Origin of the sequence: Streptomyces sp. ISL-12, from assembly GCF_018614415.1 — a bacterium.
Classification (GTDB): Bacteria; Actinomycetota; Actinomycetes; order Streptomycetales; family Streptomycetaceae; genus Streptomyces.
The window spans coordinates 1-20,477 of record NZ_JAGGOO010000008.1 but is presented as its reverse complement, the minus strand read 5'-3'; the positions used below and the strand labels follow the sequence as shown (position 1 = coordinate 20,477).

Sequence of the window (20,477 nt, the reverse complement as noted above, 5' to 3'; positions counted from 1 at the left end):
CGTTCCCCTTGGCTCTTTCTGATCGCTTCCTGGCCGTCCACCGTGACTCGCGCTCCGGCGAGGTCCTCGCCTCCGGCGGGGACCCGGAGGCACACAGCGTCCTGCAGCGCTGCGGCTTCGTGCCCGTGGTCCGCGTCCACGACAGCTACCACCGGGCCCCCATCGGCCTGACCGCAGAGGAGGAAACCCGCCTGGCCAGCGGTGCCGTGGGCCGGCTGCGGGCCCTCGGCTATCACGTCGACTGTGACGAGGCATTCGACACCGACCTGCGCCCGCCGCATTATCTGCCCCTCGGTGCCCGCATCACCAGCCTCGTTCACCGCCTCCAGGAGGCGACCACCACGACGGACGCTGCCGAGGTCCTCACCGAACTGACTGCCACCCACGACGGCATCCTCGCTGGACTGGAAGCCGTCCTGACAGCGACCGCCGACTTCTACGACGGCCTTGGAGAACCCATCGACGTGCACACAGCCCGCCGGCTGCGTTCTCTGACAGCCGAGCCCTTGCGCATCATCCGCAACGACCTCACCCACGTACGCAACTCGCTCCACGACCGGCACGCCCCGCACCCCGCTCGCAGTACCTGCACCGGCCAGGTGCCGACCGCTGAACGCGAACGCTCGGCTGTATGCGCCTGCGCGCCCCCGCCCGGCCCTGTGCCGGTCTCTCCGCCCTCCGCCGGGCCGCGTCGCTGAGCACCTCCCCTTCCCTCTCAAGGACATGCATGCACGAACCTCAAGACACCGAGCGCCTGGCCTCCTACGCCGACGTTCTCGCCGACGAACTCCCCGGCACCTGGGACAGCACCTACTACTTCCCCGAGAACTGGTCCGGCCTCACCAAGCTCACCGACCGGATCTGGGATCTGGACCTCGCCGCCCAGCTCCTGGCCGAGCACCCCTTGCGGCATGCGGCCGTGCTGACCCGCTCCGACGGCGCCCAGCTCGCCGTCATGGACCGGCACGACGGCCAGAACGGGTTCCTCGTCGCTGCCGTCGCCCCGCGCAGTCTGCCCGACGAGGCGTACCGCGGGGTGCGCGAGCCCAACGGGATCGCCGTGGCCGACGATCCGTTCCTCGCCGCAGGCCAGATCTGCGGTGACCTGCTGGCCCGCTACGAGACGGCCCTCGCTCAGGCCCGGCTCAACGCCGCGCCCGACATCCCGCCGTCCCGGCCGGATCAAGTCGTGCTGGCCTGGCAGGACAACGGCTCTCTCGCCGCCGCACCGGTCGGCGAAACCGCCGCCGCGATCCTGACCGCCAACGGCTTCGTCCAGGACCCGCAGACCGGCACCTATCTCCTCGCCGGCGACGACACTGCCGCACAGGCCAGGACTGTGTACCGGATCGGCCAGCAGCTCGGTGCGCACGAGATCACCGTCGCACTGCACCATTCCTCGGACCGCAGCACCCCGACCGCCACCGCGCCCACACCGTCGGCCCCGGCCCCACGGCGCACGACCAAGGCCCGATGACCACGACAGAGCCCGACTTCCGGGCGCTGGAACACATCACCCTCACCAGGGACCGGCGCACTGGGCTGGTCGTCGCCCTCGGCGGCGCCGAGGAAGCAGCCGGAATCCTGCAGCGCAACGGATTCCTCGACGCTCCAGGTCCCCGCGGTCCGTATCACCGTCTGCCGCACGGGCTGCCCGACGACCAGCAGCGCCGGAAGGCCACGGCCGCCTCCCACGCCCTGCTGGCCACAGGACACAGCGTCCACCTCGATCCGGCACTGAACTCGTTCACTGCCCCGAACGCAGACCGCGAAGCGACCCTGCGGTACCTGACCCAGCTCTCCCAGCGCGGCCAGCACGCCAGCAGCGGCGAGGAGACCGCAGCGGTCCCGACCGAGATCGCCGGACCCGACCAGGGCCTGGTGCCACTCCTCCGCGAGGCACTTGTCAGCACCTGCCTCACGTGGTCCCGCAACTTGTCAAGCAGCGGCCAGGACACGGCGGCAGCCGAACAGCTCGCGAGCACCGCGCTGGCTCTCTACGGGGCCGCCGACCAGATCCTCCTGGCCCGTAACCGGGCCGCGCGCACGCCGCCTTCCGGCCCGGCCGCCCCGCCCGCACCCGGCGCCGGCCCCGCCTCGGCGTCCTCCCGTCACCGCTGACGTACGGCACGGCCGGCGAGACGCCTCGGCCCGCCCCCCTCCAGGACGAGCAGATGTCCGCCGACAACGGCGGCAGCCGCTCTCGTCCGTATCCGTCTCCTAACTCACCGTGAGGTTGCCCCATGTCCTTCTCGACCGGTTACCGCTCCGCCGCCGCGTTCCTGTGCGCTGCGGCTCTGGGATCGCTCACCGCCTGCGCCGGCACCACCACTTCCGATGAGTCCACCGGGGGCTCCACGTCGGCGCGCTCCACCGCTCCGGCCGTCGAAGCCCCGCCCAACGGCATCGAGGTGAAGACCTCCACCGACATCTACAACCTCAGCCACGCGGCCAACGCGAAGGCCGGCAGCTCACGGCAGCAGATGTCCCGCTCGAACGCCTCCAGTGACCTGCGGGTGTCCGCGACCGAGTGCACCGGCACCGTGAAGCTGACCGACCTGGGCTCGTACGACCTCGTCCTCCAGGGCGATGAGGCGTGGATCAAGCCGGACTCCGCACTCGCGAAGTGGATGAACGGCGAGGCGGGCGAGAACCTGCTGGAATCCGGTACGTGGTACCACGGGACACTGGACAACCACTTCGTCCAGTCCCTCACCTCCTACTGCCACACCGACGCGTTCACCTCCCCCGACACCCTCGACACGAGCACCAAGGTGTCCAAGGGCACGGTCACCACGCTGGACGGCCAGCGCGTGATCCCGGTCGTCATGGAGGCCAACGGTGAGACGGTGAAGTGGTACGCGGCCGTGACGGGCGAGCCGTACCTCGTCGCGCAGGTCAGCTCCCACGAGGACATGACCGACGTCACCTACTCCGACTTCGGCACCCCGGTCAACGCCCAGAAGCCGTCCGGCGACGTCAGGGAAGCGCCCGAAAACTGACCCTCTGCCCCGCGACTTTCATGCGGGGTGGCCGGCTCATACCCGGCCACCCCGCGTTGAGGGCAGCGAAGCGGACGACCTGACAACCCGTGCCGGGTACCGGCCGCTTCCCGGGCCCCGGCAGCCCACCCGACCGGAGGACCTGTAGCTCCCCGTACGCCCCCGCCGATCAGCCGGCACCTGAAGCCCCGCCTGGCGACCGCCGTGTTCCGCCACTACCTGCGCGCCTGTCTCGTCGATACGCCCGAGCCGACCACCCCTCCCGTCGCCCCTCAGCAGCGCATCGCCCCCAATCGGCCAGCCAGCCATCGACGCCACCACTGAACCGCACCGTCCAGGAGGACCATGCCTCGTCCCGAGCAGAGAACGTACGCCGACTCCCTCACCAACGAAGTCGGCCGCCAGCTCAGCCGCTTCACCGAATACCTGGCCCAGCCCGGCCTTCCCCCCGAAGCGGCCACTCAGGCGCTCGCCCGGATACTCGACCCCCACGAGGGAATCCTCGGCCGCCTCACCGGTCTCGTAGCAGTCGGTTCCGTCCACGCGAAGCAGCAGGCAGAAGACGGCGCCCTGCCGGCGGAAGTGTGGCTGGCCCTGGGCCGGGCCGCGAACGACCTCAACACCATCTGCGGTGACCTCGACGAACACCACGACGCCCTCAGCCACATCGGCACACGCACAGCCATGGCGGCGAAGCCGTCGGCCCCTGCCCCGCTCGTCGTCCGGCGGAGCCGGTGAAGCGCCAGCAGCGGCAGGCCCGGCAGGCGGGAGAACAGCCCGAGCAGCACTACCTGATCGAGCCCCGCGCGCTGGCCGGCGGCGGCGACATCCGTCACGTTTTTGCCTACCTGCGGGCCTCAGGCTGGCAGGACAAGAGCAAGAAGCGCGGTCCGCTGGTAGTGCGGAGCCCGGACCGGTCTGTCCGTATCTCCTACGACCCATACCAGCAGCCGGGCGGCTGGTCCATCCACAGTGCGGCACGCGGGCAACAAGCCGAATGGACCGCGACGCTGGCCCCGCAGACCCCGGTCGAGATCGTCGCCGGCCTGACCGACGCTCTCACCCAGCCACGCTCCGCCCACGCCCCCAACGCCTGGGCGCCGCTGACCGAGCAGCACTGGCGCACCCGTTACGAAGGCCGGCACTACACCGCCACGAGCCCCGACGGAGCAGCGTGGCTGCACTTCCGCCAAGGCCGTAACGGCAAAGCCCTGTGGTGGGCCGGCGCCGGGACCCAGCAGGCAGGCTGGACCGCCCAGTTCAGCTCCACCACCCCGCTACACCTCGTCGCAGCCTTCTCCGCCGCTCTCGCCAGCCCCCAGCCGGTGATGCGTCCCCGCGGACACGTCCCCCACAGCACCCAGATCCGGACCACGTCCGTGTCCGTTCTGCCCTCGCAGCTCGCCGCGTGGCAACAGGCCCGGATCACCGCCGCCCGCGCCGCCGCCTGGGCCCGCAACTGGCCGACCACCTCGCCTGTCACGGCCCGACACCCCCGCTTCCCCCTGGCCCGCACCCGCCGCTGATCCCCGCCCCCCTTCGGTAAGGAGCCATGTGCCCGACCTGACCGTCAACGACATCCACCACGCCACCGAGACCCTGTCCCGGCTCACCGAACACCTCCGCGACGCCCCCGACCCCACCGAGGCGCTCGCCCTGGTCGAGCCCCTGCTGGACGAGTACACCGGCCTTCCCGTCCAGTTTGGCGACACCCTGCGCGCGCTGGCCCGCGTCATCGCCGACCACCCGGACACCCCGCGCGCTCCCGCCCTTCGGCTGCTGGTCGCCGAACTGCGCAGCGCCGCGTGGGAGCAGAGCGACCAGCACGCTCTCCACTACGTCCTGGACGACCTGCGCTCCCTCCTCGCGGAACCGGAGTGCTCCGGCGCCGATGGCTACCCGACGCCGGAGTGCTGCCGGTGCCGGTGAGCAACCGGCAGCTCGCCGAGTTCGCTGACAAGCACGCCGGGCAGGTCCTGTTCGACACCAGTCCCCGCCACCTGGCCGGCCCCGGTGATGCCCGGCACGTCACGCACGGCCTCGCCGCCGCCGGATGGACCCGCATCAACGAACCGTTGAGCACCCACCTGGTGCTTGCCAGCCCCGATCACCGTCACCGCCTGCAGTTCACCCCGGAAACGGGATACCTGGCGAGCTGGTGGCAGCTCTCGACGGCGGGCTTCGGCAACGGGTACTGGCGAGCTTCTTTCGGGGCGCAGGTGCCCGCCGAGGTCATCTCCAGCCTGACCGATGCCCTCATCGACCCGCCGGCCGACGCACCACCGGAGCCGTGGCAGACGGTGGAGGCCGCAGGCTGGGTCCGCGCCGAGGACGGCACGGCCCGCTCCAGCGACGGCATGTGTGTCATCCAGCACCGTGCGCCCAGCGAGTTCCGCGACGCCCCTGAGTGGTCCATCGACACCTACGAGTCCGGTGACGCCGCGTATCCCGGCCCTTTGATCTGGCATGCCCGCTTCCATGCGGACACCCCGGTCCACCTGGTCAATGCCTTCGTCGCAGCGTTGACCGACACCAGCCCTCTGCAGCGCGGGATGCTCGACCGGACCGGCCACTACAGCGCCGTGCAGGAACCGAGTCGGCTCTCGCCCGAGCAGGTGGTCGCCGCCCACACCAAGAGGGTCAAGGCCATCAAGGCGCAGGACCGCGTCGCCCGCCACCGGCAGCGGTTGACCACTGCCCCGGCTGCGGCTCACCGGACCGGCACGGCTCCACCGCGACGGTAACCCGCCCCGCCTCAGCTCATCCCCTCCCCACCGAGCACCCGAAGGACTCCCCCATTCCCCGCACTTCCCCCCAGCACCGCAAGGCCCTGCGCCACCTCGGCCGTTACCAGCACACAGCCGAGACCGTTCTGGCTTCCTGGGACGCCTACTCCGACGAGCACACCGACCTCGACGGCTGGCCCCACGACGACCACGCCTACGGTCTGCGCCAGAGGCAGCGCGACGCCGATACCGCCGCCGCGTTCGACACCGTGCGCACCTCCGCCCGTCACCTCCTGACCACCGCCGAAACCCAACTGGACCAGATCCCGGCCGCATCGGTGCAACAGCGGTGGACGTATCAGCTCCGTGTACTGCGCGAGGCGCTCGACAGGCTCGACGCCCTGCACGAGCAATGGCTGAGCACCCGCGACAGCCTCCCCGCCGGTGCGGGGCCCGGCACCCACGCCTACGACGAAGCGCTCGCCGAGCACCACGCCGAGTCTTGGAGCTATCTCAGGGACTGGGCCGACCAGGGTCAGATACTGATCGAGATACACCGTGCGGCCCGGCATACCCCGCCTCTGGCCCCGGCTCCGACCGCGACCGCCGCACCTGCGGCAACACCGGCTCCGAAGGCACGCCGGTGAGCACTCATGAGCCGGCAGGAACCGTGCGGATGGTCTCCGTGTCCCCGGTGTACCTGGCCGGGGGCGGCGATCCGGCCTGGGTGACCGTCCCCCTGCACCGGGCCTGCGGATGGAGCCATGGCAACGACCCGCTGCAACCGCGGGTCCTGCTGTCCAGCCCCGACCAGAAGGCGCTACTGCGGCTGGAACCGAGAGCCGACGGCCCATGGTGGACGATCCAGCACGCCCGCACTGCGGACCATCCGGCGTGGTCGGCCAGGTTCGATGCCCGCACCCCCGTGGAAGTCATCGCGGCCTTCACTGACGCCCTCACTTCCCCGTCCCAACCGGCTGTGACGCCCGATCCCTTCGAGCCGCTGCGCGAGGCAAGGTGGCCCAAGCCGGAGATCGACAGGCGCCGTCTCTCACCCGACGGCCTCGTCCGGATCAATGACCACCCCAACTGGGAGATCCGAACAGCACTTCCCATGGAGCCGATCTGGCGAGCCGACCTCGACCGCACCACACCTCCGCACCTCGTGACCATCCTGACCACCGCGCTCGCCAGCCGCACTCCCCTGCTCCGACGACCGGACCAGGTGCCGCATCTGGCGCGCGACCGCATGGCCCTCACCGCCCGGGACATCCCCGCCGAAGCCCTGGCGTCCGCGCTCGAAGACCGGGTCCGCGCCCTCGCCGCCCACCGCGCCGCGCACACGGCGCCAGCGCGACCGCGCCCTTCGACCGGCCACGGCCGCACCCGCTGACCCAGCACCACCGCTGCCATCTCATCCGGAGAAGCACCCTCCTTGCCTCCTGCCCCCAACTCACCCAACGACGGGTACGACCTCGCCTTCCGCGTCCTCCTCGGCGTCCTCGGCGTCGCCGCCCCCCTGTCCCATCTCGCCTGGCTGTCGGGCAACCTCACCGCTTGGCTCACCGACCACGACCAGGCGCCGTACCGGCCGACCGACGCCCTGCTCCACCCCGACCAGCTCTGGCCCGACAGCGGGCCGACAGCCCTGCTGATCGGTACTCGCATCGTCCCTGTCACCGTGCTCTTCGCACTCGGCGCGGTCGCCGGCCTCCTGTGGTCCCGGCACAAGGGCAGCAGCAGCGGCCGGAAGAAGATCACCGGGATGGCCAAGACGAAGGACATCGAGCCGCTGATGGCCAGAGCGATCACTGCGAAGGCGCGTTCCCTGCGCCCCAGTTTGAAGACGGCCAAGCACATCGCCGCGAAGGACACCGGCATCCTCCTCGGCAACCTCCAGGGCACCCGGCACGAGGTACGCATGGGGTACGAGGACGTCGCCGTGGCGATCATGGCGCCGCGGTCCGGGAAGACCACGTCCCTGGCGATCCCGTCCATCCTCGCCGCCCCCGGACCGGTCCTGCTCACCTCCAACAAGGCCGCCGGCGACGCCTACACCGCCACCCTCGACGCCCGCGCGATGGTAGGGCGGGTGTGGTCGATGGACCCGCAGCAGATCGCCCACGCCGCCCGCGAGATGTGGTGGAACCCGCTGGCCGACGCCAAGACCCTCGACGGAGCGGGCCGGCTCGCCGGGCACTTCCTGGCCGCCTCCGTGGACGCAAGTCAGCAGGGCGACTTCTGGTCCAAGGCCGGATCCAACATCCTCTCCCAGCTCTTCCTCGCCGCCGCGCTGGACGAACGGCCGATCACCGACGTGATGCAGTGGCTGGCCTTCCCCGCCGACCGCGCGCCGCTGGACATCCTGCGCGATCACGGCTTCGCAGCCGTAGCCGCCCAGCTCAAGGGCACCGTGGAAGGCCCGCCCGAGACCCGCGACGGCATCTACGAGACCGCCCGCCAGTACGCCGCCGCGCTCCTCAACAGCGAGATCGCCGCCTGGGTCACCCCGCAGAAGGACGTCCTCGAGTTCCGACCGAGTGAGTTCGTCACCTCCTGCGACACCCTCTACCTGCTGTCGAAGGACGGCGGTGGCGGAGCCAGCGCCCTGATCGCCGCCTGCGCGGACTCCGTGATGCGCGCGGCGACCGCCCAGGCAGAGCGGGCCGGCGGACGTCTGGACCCGCCGATGCTCGCGATCCTGGACGAGGCCGCCAACGTCTGCAAGATCAGCGACCTGCCTGACCTGTACTCCCACCTCGGCTCACGCGGCATCATCCCCATCACCATCCTGCAGTCCTACCGCCAGGGCCAGAAGGTCTGGGGGGATGCGGGCATGGACGCCATGTGGTCCGCCTCCACCGTCAAGGTCATCGGCTCCGGCATCGACGACCCGGACTTCGCCGACAAGCTCTCCCGACTGATCGGCGACCACGACGTCGAGACCACCTCCACCTCCCGCTCCGAGTCCGGCAAGTCGACCTCGGTGTCGATGCGGCAGGAGCGCATCCTGCCCGCCGACGCGATCCGGGCCCTGCCCAAGGGCACCGCCCTGTGCTTCGCCACCGGCCTGCGCGCCGCCATGCTCGACCTGCGCCCCTGGTACCTCGAACCCGGCGCCGCCGAGTTGTCCGCCGCCTCCGCCCGGGCCTCCCAGGCGATCACCGCCCGCGCCGTGGCGAAGCAGTCCGGTCTCGGGACGGTCACGTAACCCCGCACCGCCGCGCGACCAATTGCCGACGCGGCACCAACCCTGAATCCGGACGGTGCGGAGAACTCGGCTGGGCCGTGAACCCCACCGATCAGGCTCACACTGCCGAAACCTCCCGCCGCACACGCCAACAACGATCCCCGCATTCCTGGCACCGCTCATGCCACCCATCCACGATGTCCCTGACGACCCCGCCCACCGCTGCTGCCTGACATGCGGCAACAGCGACGACCTCGTCACGCTGCGGGCAGTCAGCCACCCCACGACGAACCAGTAGGCACTCGCCTGGACCACGCGCATCTCAGCCGTCCTCGACTCCCTCGCATCGGAGCCGGAACTGCCGGCCAAGCTGTCGCCGGCGCCCCCGCGCCGACAGGGTCGTCCGGCCACGCACGAGGCCGCGGATCCGCCCGCACCGTCGCCGAGCCTCTCCCGGCGGGGAAGCGACTGCGGCACAGCAACCCATCACCAGCCCGCAGAAAGCAGCATGGCCCTCACCGACTACCACGACGTCTTCATCGGCTCGACCTTCGATGGACACACCTTCCTCGTCCTCAACCGCCCCATCCCCCAGGCCACGCGCATGCTGACCAACGCCGGCTTCACCGCCCGCCGGCACCACGGCCGCACCATCTACCTCCTGCCGCCCGACACCGCCGAGGACGCCCACGAGCGCGCCGGCGTGGCGGCGTACGGGCTGATGGCCTATACCCAGGACCTCGTCGACCTGGCTTGGACCACTCGCCGCCATGACGGCGACCAGGACCCGTCCCAGGTGACCTTCCGCTTCGCCGACGGCGCCGTCACCGCGACCGCCACCACCGCCGCGGCACATGACGTCCTCGTCCGGCACGGCTTTCTCTTCACCGATCAGAAACGGCACTACCTGCTGCCGGACGCCCTCAGCGAACGCACCACGCTGAGCGCCGTGGTCAGCGCCGAAGCCCACCTGCATACCGACGGCGTGAGCGTCCACGTCGACCTCGGCATCCCCACCGTCGAGGACATCCCACCGGCACCGCCCCGCCCCCACGCCGCGCCCGTGGTGCTACCCACACACCAGACCGCCCGGCACACCCGCTGACCATCCACGCGTCCGCTCGGAGCCCTATGCAACCCATCAACCTTGAAACCGAGGTCACGCGGCTGCGGACCCTCGGCAGCGACTTCGAGGACCTGCACAGCGATGTTCTCCACCTGCGTCCGAAGCCTGGCGCCGACGCCCGGCAGAAGATCACCACAGCGATCGTGACCACCAACCAGCTGGTCGGACGCGCCCTGGAGCGTCTGGAAGCACTCGCCGGCAGCCAGTACACCGCAGTACCCGGCAGCCGCCCCTCCCTCGAAGCGATGGTCTCGGTCGTCCACGCCGCCACCACCGCTGCCGGCGGGCTGGCCGCCGCCCTGAGTGAAAACCCGGCGGGAGGAGTCCCCTACTCCGGCTCGTCCACGAATCAGGACACCAAGTACAAGACCGCGTCCTCTGCCCTCCCGGAGCACCTCACCGAGGCCGCCCACCAGCTCAACCTCGCCTTCACCGGTTGCTACTACCTTGCCCGCAGCATCCCCCGGGATCTGCAGCACCACTCCGGGCAGCAGCATGCCGTCACGGCAGTGAAGCTCTCCGCCGGCCAGTACGAAACCCTGGTACGGCTGTCCGAGGGCGGCGGCAGGGTCTACACCGGAACCCGGCATAACTACAGCCGGGCCACCGACGGAAACGGCCGTACCGTCAACCAGGCCACGCTGCGGGTGCTGACCAAACACGCACTGGTCGAAGTGGACACCTCGACCTCCCTCTTCACAGGGCAGCGCCTGGTGGTCACCGAGGCGGGCCGACAGGCCATCGCCGCGTACGAGCCCTCCGCCTCCCCGGTCCGGCCGGCAGCCCCTGCCAGCACCACGACGGTACGGCGAACACGGTGAATTTTCGCTCCTACCGACCACGTCCTGCCCTTCCAGCGTCATCTGGCAGGCGGCGCGGTGGCTCGGCTCGGCGAAACCCTTGACCCGCTGGCCAACCTCTCCGGATGGCGCCCCAGGTGGGAAGCCCCTTGAGGCAGCGCGACCGGCCCGGGTCGTCACATTGCGCATCGCCCGCTTCCTCACCGACTGGAGCTGTCCGACGCCGACCCCACTCTCGCGGCCAGCCGCGATGTGTCGCGGCTGGCCGGTGACGAGCTAGACCGGGCTGCCACCACCTACCACGCCGTCACGCAGCGACCGCCCTACCGGCTCGCGTCGGCGGCGGCCCGTCGCGAGGACCAGCAGCTCATCGACCAGGCCCTGGTCGGCGAGCCGAAGAGGGCTTCCGCTGCCGCGCGCCCGATGACGCCGGCCGGCCCGGCAGACCCCGTCAGCACCAGCGTGCGCCGACGCTGCCCCCCCTGCGGACTTCCCGTTCCAGTTTGCACGCGGGCGGTGACAGCCGGCTCCCGCCGCCCCTGCGCGCGCCTCACCGCTGGCCCTGCCCCTCCAGCGGCCACGCCGTACCGGCGCCGTCTGCCGGCCGGCAGGCCGCTCTCTTCCTGATCCCGCCCGCCTCGGAGACCAACCACGGATGACAGCTTCACGCACCCCAGACCACGCCCCCATGTTCGACGTGGACGTGCCCGCTCCACTGACACTCGTGGAGCGGCTGCTGGCTCTAGCCGGCCTCTACACCGAGCACAACGACCGGATCGATCTCCTGTTCGCAGGCACTGCCGCACCCGCCCCGGACGCTTACGTGTCCTCTGCCCGGCGTCTGGAGCGCGAGGCGCTGGCCTGCGTCAAGGCGGTCCGGCAGCAGCGTCTGCCGCCCGTCGAGCCGGTTCCCAGCGCGGTCGTGAGGCTCAAGCAGACCGCCTACCTGACCAGCGGGGCCACGCGCTACCTCACCTCCGCCCAGCAGTCCCTCCCTGCGAACGAGACCGGTGCCGCACGCCTTGACCGCCGCCGCGGGTTCGGCCAGCACGTACGGCAGGCACGCGAACTGACCGCCCTGGCGCCCGCGACCGTCGTGGAATCCACCACGCACCTCGCCTACCGGCTGCCGGCCAAGGCCCACGCCCGCACCACGGTCCCCGGCATGGAGAGGGCCCAGCGCCGCTCCCTGCTCATGGTCGCCCGCGGCCACGTCGCCGTCACCGGGCACTACGAAGCCGACAGCCACGACCGCAGCGACTCGGTGGACACCGACATGTTGCGCCGCCTCGACGCCCAGGGCCTGGTCACCTGCGACGCCGCGTCCGCACCGCCCTTCTACTCCAGCGGGCTGCCCCGCGACCGGGTACGCCTGACCTCCCTGGGCCTTTCCGTCCTCAGCACCGTCATCGCGGCCCCTCTGCCAGCCAGCCCTCCCGCGGCCCGGCCCGTCCCCGCCCCGGCTACGGCCCCCAGCGCCCGCGCACGCCGCTGACAGCGCCCACCGCCCGCAGCCCCTCACCCGCAAGGAAGTCCACGATCACCACCACGCCCACGCTCATCTGCATCTCCCTCGGCGCCGGCGTCCAGTCCAGCGCCATGCTCGCCCTCTCCGCCAACGGCATCCTCCCCAAAGCCGACTACGCGGTCTTCGCCGACACCGGCTGGGAACCACGCGCCGTCTACCAGCATCTGGACCGGCTGGAGAAGACGATCGCCGAGCCCGCCGGGATACCGATCCTGCGGGTCTCCACCGGCAACATCCGCAAGGACGCTCTGGACCCGGAGCACCGCTTCGCGTCCATGCCGCTGTACATCCTCAACCAGGACCGCAAGCCGGGCATGACCCGGCGCCAGTGCACCAGCGAATACAAGATCAAACCGATAAAACGACAGATTCGGGAGCTGCTCGGGTATCCCTACCCGCAGCGCATCCCGAAGGACGTCTTCGTCGAGCAGTGGGTCGGCATCTCCACCGACAAGTTCCACCGCGCCAAGGACGCCGACGTCCGCTACATGCGCAACCGGCACCCGCTGATCGATCTCGGCTGGACCCGCCGCGACTGCGTCCGGTATCTCACCTCGCTGGGGCTCGCGGACACACCGAAGTCGAGCTGTCTCGGCTGTCCCTTCCACGGCAACGCGCAGTGGCGGCATATCCGTGACACGAGCCCCGAGGAGTGGCAGGACGTTGTCGCGTTCGACGCGGCCATCCGCCAGGGCAACGCCCGCGCGAACGCCGGCGGCAACCGGCTGCTGGGACAGGCGTTCCTCCACCGCTCCCGCGTGCCCCTGGACCAGGCGCCCATCGACCATGTCACCGCCGCCGAGTGGGCCGCCCGCCAGGACGAACTGTCCGACGGCCCCGGAATGGAGGAGTTGGAGCAGGGCGTCGTGGACGGCTGCTCCCCGTGGGCCTGCCGCGGGGAGACGGAGGACATCGCGCTGACGCGGGACGACTTCGGACTGGCTTCTTGATCCTGGATCTGTTCGCGGGCCCGGGCGGATGGAGCCACGCACTGACCGTTCTCGGCGCGCGGGACGTCGGCCTGGAATGGGACGCGTGGGCCTGCCTGACCCGGGTCCGTGCGGGGCAGTTGACGCTGCGGACGGACGTGGCGCTGTATCCGGTGTGGCCGTGGGTCGGCCGTACCCGAGGGCTGATCGCGAGCCCGCCGTGCCAGGCGTGGTCGATGGCCGGCAAGCGCCTCGGGCTGGTGGACCAGCCGCTGGTGCACCAGGCCGTCGCCGATCTCGCCGCCGGCCGGGACACCCGAGAGCGACTGCTCGCCGCCTGCCGGGACCCGCGTTCGCTGCTGGCCGCCGAGCCGATGCGCTACCTCCACGCGCTGAACGCGGTAGGCGAGCCCGAATGGGTCGCCATGGAGGAAGTCCCCGATGTCCTGCCCCTGTGGCGGCAGTACGCGGCAGTCCTGCGCGGCTGGGGGTTCTCCGTGTGGACCGGCACCCTCAACGCGGCCGACTACGGCGTGCCCCAGACCCGGCGACGGGCGATCCTGATCGCCTCCCGCGTCCGCACCGCCCAGCCACCGGAGCCCACCCACGCCCAGGCCGCGGAACCGGAGTCGCTGTTCGGGCCGGGCCGCGCCCGGTGGGTCAGCATGGCCCAGGCCCTGGGCTGGGGCGCCACCGACCGTCCCGTGCCCACCGTGTGCGCCGGTGGCGGGCCGGGCGGCGGACCCGAGCCCTTCCCCTCCGGCTCCCGCCAGACCCTGCTCACCGCCCGCGACCGTGGACTGTGGCGCCCCCAGCAGACGCCCACCGGCACGGCGCCGGCCACACAGGCCCACGAGGCGGACCCGGCCGTCCGCCACGGCGCCCTCCCGGCATCCGGGGCGGACAACTCAGCCCGCACCCCGGTCGGCACGGCCACCGGCTGGACGTGGGCCCTGCGCAGCAACAACCAGACCAAGGCCACCGTCCGGCCGCTGGACGAGCCCGCCGGGACGCTGTTCTTCGGGCACCGCGCCAACGAGTGCCGCTGGATCGCCCAGCCCGTCCAGGGCCCGCCCGCGAAGGAGTCCGCGTCCCCCGCGACGCCGGATCCCATCCGGATCACCGCCCGCGAGGCCGGCGTCCTGCAGACCTTCCCCGCCGACTACCCGTGGGCGGGAAACAAGGGCCAGCAGTTCTCCCAGATCGGCAACGCCGTCCCCCCGCTGCTCGCCGCCCACCTCCTCGCCCCGCACCTCGGCATCCCCCTCGACCCCGACGACTTCACCCTCGCAGCCTGATGCCCCACCCTTTCCCCCTCGACGACGGCGACGAGACGCTGGCTCCTCCCGCGCCTGCGGTGTTCCACGCTGAGCAGGCCCTCCTCGGCGCTCTTCTCCTCGAACCCCACCACCTCGCCGACCTCACCGGCATCACCGCCGGCTCGTTCTCCACCGCCGTGCACTCGGCCCTGTTCGCCGCGATCAGCACGCTGCCCGCTCCCGATCCGGCCGAGCACGCCAAGAACACGAACTGGCTCGACCAGGTACTCACCTCGGCCAACCAGCAGGTGCGCGGGCTGACCGCCTCCTACCTGCACACCGTCATCCAGGTCTGCCCCTGGCCACGGCACGCGCCCGCCTACGCGCGGATGGTCGAGGCCGAGCACGCCCGCCGGCGTCTGCGTACCGCCGCCGAGCACCTCGTGCAGACCGTGCACGACGTTTCCCTTCCGAACCCCGTCCAGGCGGTCCTCACCGAGGCCGACGCGCTCACCGCGGTCGTCGACGACATCACAGCCCGCTTCCCACCGCGCGCCGGCGTCCTGCCCAGCACCCCCGTACCGCCGCCGGGCCCCTCCCCCGGCTTCGCCGAGGCCATCGAGGAGGATCAGGTACTGCTCGCGACAGCCGCCGCCTGCCCGCAAGACATCGAGTCGGTCGGGTGGCTGGTCCCCGACGACTTCACCCACCCCTTGCACGCCGGGCTGTGGCAGTGCCTGTCCGCCCTGGCCCGCCGCCACGAGCCGGTCGACCCCGTAACCATCCTGTGGGAAGCCCAGCAGCGCGGCCTGCTCGACCACGGCACAGAACCCAGCGAGGTACTGCATCTCCTGGCCAAGCCTGCAGTGTCCCTCGGGCACTGGGCCGAGCAGACGCTACGACGCTCCCTGCTGGCCAAGGCCGAGCACACCGGCCGCCGCATCCAGGCGTACGCCGACGCCCCGGCCATCACACCGTTCCAGCTCGTCATCGGCGCCCGCCGGGCCCTCGCCGACCTGAGCGCCGTCCGAACACGCTGGCAGCACGCCACCACACCACCACAGCGCCCCCACCCCGCGCCCACCACCCGCGCCGGCCCGCCGACCACCACCGCCGCCCGCACCACCCGCACACCCCGCTGACCCCCTCGAACACGCCGGTGGCCGACCCACCACAGGCCGGCCACCGGCAGAAGGACAACGCCCAGCGTGAGCACCCCACCCCGCATCGACGCACACGTCCGCCTCGACACCCACCCACGCCACCCCAGCGCCGTCGTCGCCACCGTCACCGGCACCGCACAGCACATCGCCCACGCCCACCTGACCGTGCGCGGCTTCGAACCTGTCGGCGCGGGCACACTGGTCATGGCCCGCATCGACCACGAGGAGCCCTACTGGGCCGAACGCACCGCCCAGGCGCTGACCGCCCTGCACATCACCGTGACGATCACGCCAGGTCTGCGCGAAGCCATCGACGACGACTGGACCTGGGCCAACTACCCCTTCCCCTGGTGCAATCGCCAGGAGATCCGTCAGATCTCCGACGAAGCCCAGAAGATCTACGACGACATCCGCCACAGCTGGCTCATCATCCACGCCCACGCCCACGACGGCCACACCATCGTGGCCGCCGGCTCCTACCGCGACGGCAGCGGCGTCACCCTCCACGGCGAGAACCACCTGCGCAGCGTCACTCAGACCTTCGAAACGGCCGCCGACGCCCTCGCCTCCTTCCACGGCGACCACGGCGACGCGGCTCGTCCCGGCCCCGCCCCTCAGACAGACGTCGAGCGCCAGGCCGCCGAAGCCCGCGACCCCCTGCTCTTCCCTGGCCTCGCCGAGGGCGAACCGGCCGCCCGGCACGCCGAGACAGTCCCCGCCTACGCCGCAGACCCCGCCGACCACGACGCCGTACTCGACTCCTTCGCCGAGGAACACGGCGAATGGCAGAAGTGGCGTACCTGGTCCGACGACACCACCCACCTCGTCCACGAGTCCCAGACCCTGCGCGCCGAACTCGTCCACGAAGCCGACCCACGCGAGACCGCCTGGACCTTCGCCGCCTACGAAACGCCCGTCTCCGACCGCATCTGGCACCTCACCATGACCGGCGCCACACCCGAACCCCTGCTGCAGTCCCTCCTGATCAGCCTCGACGACGGATCAGCCTGGGACACCGCTACCAGCGCCCCGGGCCTGGTCTCCGAGGAGACCGTCACCGCTGCCACCCGTCCACTCGCCGACGCCGGATGGAAACACACCGTCGACGGACGCTTCATCTCCTGGACGACCTCCCAAAGCGACGCCGGAGTCACCTTCGACGCCTTCACCGCCCAGAACCCCCGCAACGCCTCCGCCACCTGGACCCTCTGGGCCGGCCCCAGCATCGACCGCCCCACCTGGGCCATCCACGCCTCCGCCCACACCCCCGCCCCGCTCCTGGCCGCCCTCGCCGAAGACCTCGCCCACGGCACCGGCACCCGTACGACACCGACGGCACACCCCTCCCCAGCCCACCGCAGGACCACCCCGCCCGGCCTGCCGCCTGCCACCAGCCCACGCCCCGCCGGCCGACGCCCCTGACGGCTCCTCCATGTCACCCAGCACAGCGCCTCAGCCAGTTGCCGTCGTACGGCGCCGACCCTCCCTGTCGGCACCTCAAGGCGCGCAGAACACACCCCCACCTCCCACTGCCGTGACCGCTGACGGACTCCGGCGCGATCGACAGCACGACCTCGGAAAGCCGCAGACCATGACCGACCCTGACACCGAGAAGCCGAACAGGCGGCCCCCCTGGCCCAAGGACCGGCGCACCGACCGCTACAACTGGGAACTCGCCCGCGGACCCATCTCCGCTTTCGGGGAATCCAAGCCCCTCGCCGCCTGGGCAGCGGACGAACGGTGCGCCGTGGGCCGCGAGGCCCTGCGCACGCGCCTGGCCCTGGGCTGGGACCCGGCCGACGCCATCACCAGGGCCCGCCATGAGAAACCGGACATGGTGTTCACCTACAACGAGCGCACGCTGACGCTGCGCGGCTGGGCGGAGCAGACCGGCATCAAGTACCACACGCTCTACAACCGCATCATGAAGTCGGGCATGAGTTTCAGCGACGCTCTGGAAAAGGGCGCCGAAGGAGCCGACTTCGCCCTGCCGGTCACCGCATTCGGAGAGACCAAGACTCTCCACCACTGGGCAGTCGACCCCCGGGCACGGTGTGTGGCCACCACCATGCGACGGCGCCTGGCCCAGGGCTGGAACCCGGAACAGGCCATCACCGAAGAACCGCAGTCCCGCTCCACTCTGGGCACCGGTGCGCCGCACCACGCCTTCGGCATGAGCATGGGGCTGGAGGACTGGGGCCGCCACACACAGATCCCCGCCGGCAACCTCCGCCACCAGATGGAGCAGTACGACCTGCCGCTGGAAGCCGCGCTCACCAGCCTGGGCTGGACACCGAACACCGACGCACCCGCCGAGCACAGCCTTGTACGTATCACCGCCGCCCAACTGCGCTCCGGCGACCACATCCTCGGCACGGACCCAACCGCCGAGGGAGGCCCGTTCCTCACCGTTCGCCGGCCGAACGCCATCCCTACCTCACCCACGGCCCCACACGGTCCAGCCCACAGCCGTACACCCCTCACGCGACCAGCCCCTGTCCCTGCCGGGCCCTCCCGCCGGGCCAGCCGGTAGACGCATCGCACGACTCGCACACCACCAGTCCCGGTGCTCCGCCGGCCGAGGGCCCGGCACCCCAGCCGCGACGTTCTGTCCGACCAGGCACCGCCGACGGCAAGGCGGGCGGATTCGCACAGCCCGAGTACGCGGGACACGACAGCTGAGCGCCGAACCGTCCACCGTCAGGCGGGCAGTCACCAAGTACCGCCCGTCACGAAGGACGCAACATAGCGCGAGACCGCCGGTTGGCCAAACCGGCGGTCCCGCGCATCATTGATGGTCCACCGCCACTGCCTGCCCCGACGTCGGAAGGAACCGCCTGAAGCAATTCGAACCGACATCACGCGCGTGACGCCGAGCCCGACATGAGTGGCTCAGGCCGCCGCGTAGCTCGCGCGGAACAGGTCCCGCGCACGGTCCATGTCCCGAAGAGTGCGCAACTGCACCTCCAGGTCCCCCGTACCGTGGTGACCGAGCCCCGTCACATCCCGGGTGAATCCGGGGATCAGGTCAACCTCCTCCGGGTCAGCCTTGAGATAGACGAGGAGCTTGGTCCTCTGCGGCGGGCAGACGCACGCGAAGTTCCGCAGCCGCTGATACGCCCGGTACGTCTTGTGCTGCACGCTGTTCACTCCCTCGCCCAGCCCCAGCAGCGTCTCGTCCAACCCCCGCGCCAGCTCGTCGAGCACCACCCTCTGGCCGTCGTCCGCGCCCGGCACCGCTGACTGCTGGCGAACCCGTCGCGCCGCCTGCGGCCTACCACTGACGGAGGCTACGGTCTCAAGCCCGAGCAGATCGCTGCCGAAAAGTCGGTAGCGGACCAGATCGATGCTGCGCCGGTGCTCGCGCACCGCATGCACGTCGTAGCGAGTGAAGTCCCCGGCGACGCAGATCAGCCTCGGGCTGCTCCACAGCACCTGGGGCACGGCCGGACTCCCGAGCCGGTCGCGGACCAAGCGCTCGAACTCGGCCCGGTGATCCACAAGCCAGCTCAGGTAGTACAGCCCTTGATGAATGACGCCGGCGTCAACGCCACGCTTGTACTCCACCACGACGGGCGCCCCGTTCTCATCCAGCCCCAGCGAGTCGATACGCCCGCCGTGGACCGGCCCGGTGCTGTACTCGCTCGCCAGAAAACTGACCCCCAGCAACGCCGCCATGTTTGCCTCAACGAGACCCTGCACATCGGCCTCAACCTCAGCAAGACGCGGCACGACCTCCGTCACGCCGCGACCGGTGATGTGGAACACTTCAGGCCCGGCACCTACCCCTCCTCGGTTCGAAGGCATCAACGCCGGGAGAGGGAGAGATTGTTTCCACAACGACCTTTAATCGTGTGAAGGTACTGCGGGCGATGACATATCACCCCATGGGGTTACGGCGTCCCCCGGCTTGCCGAAAGGAGAGCGGTTCCCCCATCTGCCCCCCAGCCTTACTGACAGGCCGTCACATTGCGGTGTTGGTGCAGGTCAGAGCGAGTGCGGACCGTGATAGGCCGAGCGCCTTCTAAGCACTGTCTCCATCGCGCAGCCGGATCAAAGCGCCTTGAAGTGACACCCCCCGCAGCTGCGGGGACGACATGGTCAAGTCGTCGCAGATCAGGGGGTGTCCGGAGCGTCCCGCAGGCGCGAGGTCGACATGTCCGTGGCCGCGCGGTCCGGACCGTACTCCGGAGCATCCCTGCAGGCGCGGGGTCGACCTGGACGCGGGCGACGGCCGCCCGGTCGCGGGCGGAGCATCCCCGCAGGCGCGGGGTCGACACGGCGTTGCCGTACTGGCGGACCCGTTCCCGCGGAGCATCCCCGCAGGCGCGGGGTCGACGTCTGATGGGTGGTGTCGGCCCGGACGGTGATCGGAGCATCCCCGCAGGCGCGGAGTCGACGCTCGCTGGGCGAGGCGGCGGGCCTCCTCGAACGGAGCATCCCCGCAGGCGCGGGGTCGACTGTACATGCGCGGGTTCGGCACGTACCGGACCCGGAGCATCCCCGCAGGCGCGGGGTCGACACCTCCCGCGCGCGTAGGACGGTCTCACGGGGGAGCATCCCCGCAGGCGCGGGGTCGACCTCCCCCAGCAGCAGGGCGCCGGCAGCTACGGCGGAGCATCCCCGCAGGCGCGGGGTCGACTCGACCACGTCCGGGCTCGTCACGGCCACGGACGGAGCATCCCCGCAGGCGCGGGGTCGACCGGCCGCGGGCGCCCGGCGCCTTGGTGGCGAGCGGAGCATCCCCGCAGGCG

Annotated in this window: 20 protein-coding genes and 1 CRISPR repeat array; of the genes, 18 read left to right on the top strand and 2 right to left on the bottom strand. The window is 71.1% G+C overall.

The annotated features are described in order from the left end of the window. Positions 1-8 precede the first annotated feature (8 nt). The 8 genes from J7I94_RS02025 to J7I94_RS01990 all read left to right on the top strand — a co-directional run bounded on the left by J7I94_RS02025 (position 9) and on the right by J7I94_RS01990 (position 5,746). The gene (locus J7I94_RS02025) at positions 9-698 is read left to right on the top strand and encodes a hypothetical protein (protein WP_215164699.1); all 690 of its coding nucleotides are present in this window, start codon (positions 9-11) and stop codon (positions 696-698) included. 29 nt (positions 699-727) lie between these two features. After that, a complete protein-coding gene (locus tag J7I94_RS02020) occupies positions 728-1,477 on the top strand; it encodes a hypothetical protein (RefSeq protein WP_215164698.1) in 750 nt (249 codons plus the stop codon). Further along, complete coding sequence (locus tag J7I94_RS02015; protein WP_215164697.1) at positions 1,474-2,121, top strand: hypothetical protein; 648 nt, start codon at positions 1,474-1,476, stop codon at positions 2,119-2,121. The genes J7I94_RS02020 and J7I94_RS02015 overlap by 4 nt, the downstream gene beginning before the upstream one ends. Before the next feature lie 122 nt (positions 2,122-2,243). Then, positions 2,244-3,002 carry a hypothetical protein gene (locus J7I94_RS02010; RefSeq protein ID WP_215164696.1) on the top strand — a complete coding sequence of 253 codons (759 nt, stop codon included), beginning with the start codon at positions 2,244-2,246 and terminating at the stop codon, positions 3,000-3,002. Between the two features lie 345 nt (positions 3,003-3,347). Beyond that, complete coding sequence (locus J7I94_RS02005; RefSeq protein ID WP_215164695.1) at positions 3,348-3,740, top strand: hypothetical protein; 393 nt, start codon at positions 3,348-3,350, stop codon at positions 3,738-3,740. Beyond that, positions 3,737-4,528, top strand: coding sequence for a DUF317 domain-containing protein (locus J7I94_RS02000; protein ID WP_215164694.1), 792 nt, complete (start codon positions 3,737-3,739; stop codon positions 4,526-4,528). The genes J7I94_RS02005 and J7I94_RS02000 overlap by 4 nt, the downstream gene beginning before the upstream one ends. 28 nt (positions 4,529-4,556) lie before the next feature. After that, positions 4,557-4,931 (top strand): hypothetical protein, encoded by a 375-nt coding sequence (locus tag J7I94_RS01995; RefSeq protein WP_215164693.1) that lies wholly within the window; start codon positions 4,557-4,559, stop codon positions 4,929-4,931. After that, complete coding sequence (locus tag J7I94_RS01990) at positions 4,922-5,746, top strand: DUF317 domain-containing protein (protein WP_215164692.1); 825 nt, start codon at positions 4,922-4,924, stop codon at positions 5,744-5,746. Before J7I94_RS01995 ends, J7I94_RS01990 begins: the two co-directional genes overlap by 10 nt. A gap of 11 nt (positions 5,747-5,757) precedes the next feature. On the opposite strand, the gene J7I94_RS01985 is transcribed toward J7I94_RS01990, so the two are convergent. After that, on the bottom strand, positions 5,758-6,222 hold the full coding sequence (locus J7I94_RS01985) for a hypothetical protein (RefSeq protein ID WP_215164691.1): 465 nt from the start codon (positions 6,220-6,222) through the stop codon (positions 5,758-5,760). A gap of 182 nt (positions 6,223-6,404) precedes the next feature. Here J7I94_RS01985 and J7I94_RS01980 point away from each other — a divergent pair, with 182 nt between their 5' ends. The 10 genes from J7I94_RS01980 (at position 6,405) to J7I94_RS01935 (ending at position 18,256) form a co-directional block, all read left to right on the top strand. After that, complete coding sequence (locus tag J7I94_RS01980) at positions 6,405-7,121, top strand: DUF317 domain-containing protein (RefSeq protein WP_215164690.1); 717 nt, start codon at positions 6,405-6,407, stop codon at positions 7,119-7,121. Between the two features lie 42 nt (positions 7,122-7,163). Further along, positions 7,164-8,939, top strand: coding sequence for a type IV secretory system conjugative DNA transfer family protein (locus J7I94_RS01975; RefSeq protein ID WP_215164689.1), 1,776 nt, complete (start codon positions 7,164-7,166; stop codon positions 8,937-8,939). A 487-nt stretch (positions 8,940-9,426) separates the two neighbouring features. Continuing rightward, positions 9,427-10,023 carry a hypothetical protein gene (locus tag J7I94_RS01970; RefSeq protein ID WP_215164688.1) on the top strand — a complete coding sequence of 199 codons (597 nt, stop codon included), beginning with the start codon at positions 9,427-9,429 and terminating at the stop codon, positions 10,021-10,023. A 26-nt stretch (positions 10,024-10,049) separates the two neighbouring features. Beyond that, complete coding sequence (locus J7I94_RS01965) at positions 10,050-10,865, top strand: hypothetical protein (protein ID WP_215164687.1); 816 nt, start codon at positions 10,050-10,052, stop codon at positions 10,863-10,865. A gap of 634 nt (positions 10,866-11,499) precedes the next feature. Beyond that, positions 11,500-12,339: a hypothetical protein gene (locus tag J7I94_RS01960; RefSeq protein ID WP_215164686.1), complete on the top strand. Its 840-nt coding sequence runs from the start codon at positions 11,500-11,502 to the stop codon at positions 12,337-12,339. Positions 12,340-12,443: 104 nt separating this feature from the next. Continuing rightward, positions 12,444-13,322: a hypothetical protein gene (locus J7I94_RS01955; RefSeq protein ID WP_215164685.1), complete on the top strand. Its 879-nt coding sequence runs from the start codon at positions 12,444-12,446 to the stop codon at positions 13,320-13,322. Then, the gene (locus tag J7I94_RS01950) at positions 13,319-14,599 is read left to right on the top strand and encodes a DNA cytosine methyltransferase (protein ID WP_215164684.1); all 1,281 of its coding nucleotides are present in this window, start codon (positions 13,319-13,321) and stop codon (positions 14,597-14,599) included. Before J7I94_RS01955 ends, J7I94_RS01950 begins: the two co-directional genes overlap by 4 nt. Next, positions 14,599-15,702, top strand: a complete 1,104-nt coding sequence (locus J7I94_RS01945; RefSeq protein ID WP_215164683.1) for a DnaB-like helicase N-terminal domain-containing protein — start codon at positions 14,599-14,601, stop codon at positions 15,700-15,702. Before J7I94_RS01950 ends, J7I94_RS01945 begins: the two co-directional genes overlap by 1 nt. A 66-nt stretch (positions 15,703-15,768) precedes the next feature. Next, positions 15,769-17,145: a DUF317 domain-containing protein gene (locus tag J7I94_RS01940; RefSeq protein WP_215164682.1), complete on the top strand. Its 1,377-nt coding sequence runs from the start codon at positions 15,769-15,771 to the stop codon at positions 17,143-17,145. A 169-nt stretch (positions 17,146-17,314) separates the two neighbouring features. Then, positions 17,315-18,256: a hypothetical protein gene (locus J7I94_RS01935; protein WP_215164681.1), complete on the top strand. Its 942-nt coding sequence runs from the start codon at positions 17,315-17,317 to the stop codon at positions 18,254-18,256. A 359-nt stretch (positions 18,257-18,615) separates the two neighbouring features. Here the strand turns inward: J7I94_RS01935 and J7I94_RS01930 are convergent, their stop codons facing one another. Then, entirely contained in the window at positions 18,616-19,530 is a 915-nt protein-coding gene (locus J7I94_RS01930; RefSeq protein WP_215164680.1) for a DUF5655 domain-containing protein, read from the bottom strand. Between the two features lie 320 nt (positions 19,531-19,850). Then, a CRISPR array of direct repeats spans positions 19,851-20,426; the repeat unit is 29 nt; unit sequence CGGAGCATCCCCGCAGGCGCGGGGTCGAC. Between the last annotated feature and the right edge of the window lie 51 nt (positions 20,427-20,477).

Bases quoted from the DNA above. Each gene is read 5' to 3' on its own strand.
- J7I94_RS02020 (WP_215164698.1), top strand. From the start codon at position 728: ATGCACGAACCTCAAGACACCGAGCGCCTGGCCTCCTACGCCGACGTT.
- J7I94_RS02015 (WP_215164697.1), top strand. From the start codon at position 1,474: ATGACCACGACAGAGCCCGACTTCCGGGCGCTGGAACACATCACCCTC.
- J7I94_RS02010 (WP_215164696.1), top strand. From the start codon at position 2,244: ATGTCCTTCTCGACCGGTTACCGCTCCGCCGCCGCGTTCCTGTGCGCT.
- J7I94_RS02005 (WP_215164695.1), top strand. From the start codon at position 3,348: ATGCCTCGTCCCGAGCAGAGAACGTACGCCGACTCCCTCACCAACGAA.
- J7I94_RS01980 (WP_215164690.1), top strand. From the start codon at position 6,405: ATGGTCTCCGTGTCCCCGGTGTACCTGGCCGGGGGCGGCGATCCGGCC.
- J7I94_RS01970 (WP_215164688.1), top strand. From the start codon at position 9,427: ATGGCCCTCACCGACTACCACGACGTCTTCATCGGCTCGACCTTCGAT.
- J7I94_RS01965 (WP_215164687.1), top strand. From the start codon at position 10,050: ATGCAACCCATCAACCTTGAAACCGAGGTCACGCGGCTGCGGACCCTC.
- J7I94_RS01960 (WP_215164686.1), top strand. From the start codon at position 11,500: ATGACAGCTTCACGCACCCCAGACCACGCCCCCATGTTCGACGTGGAC.
- J7I94_RS01955 (WP_215164685.1), top strand. From the start codon at position 12,444: ATGCTCGCCCTCTCCGCCAACGGCATCCTCCCCAAAGCCGACTACGCG.
- J7I94_RS01945 (WP_215164683.1), top strand. From the start codon at position 14,599: ATGCCCCACCCTTTCCCCCTCGACGACGGCGACGAGACGCTGGCTCCT.
- J7I94_RS01935 (WP_215164681.1), top strand. From the start codon at position 17,315: ATGACCGACCCTGACACCGAGAAGCCGAACAGGCGGCCCCCCTGGCCC.
- J7I94_RS01930 (WP_215164680.1), bottom strand. From the start codon at position 19,530: ATGCCTTCGAACCGAGGAGGGGTAGGTGCCGGGCCTGAAGTGTTCCAC.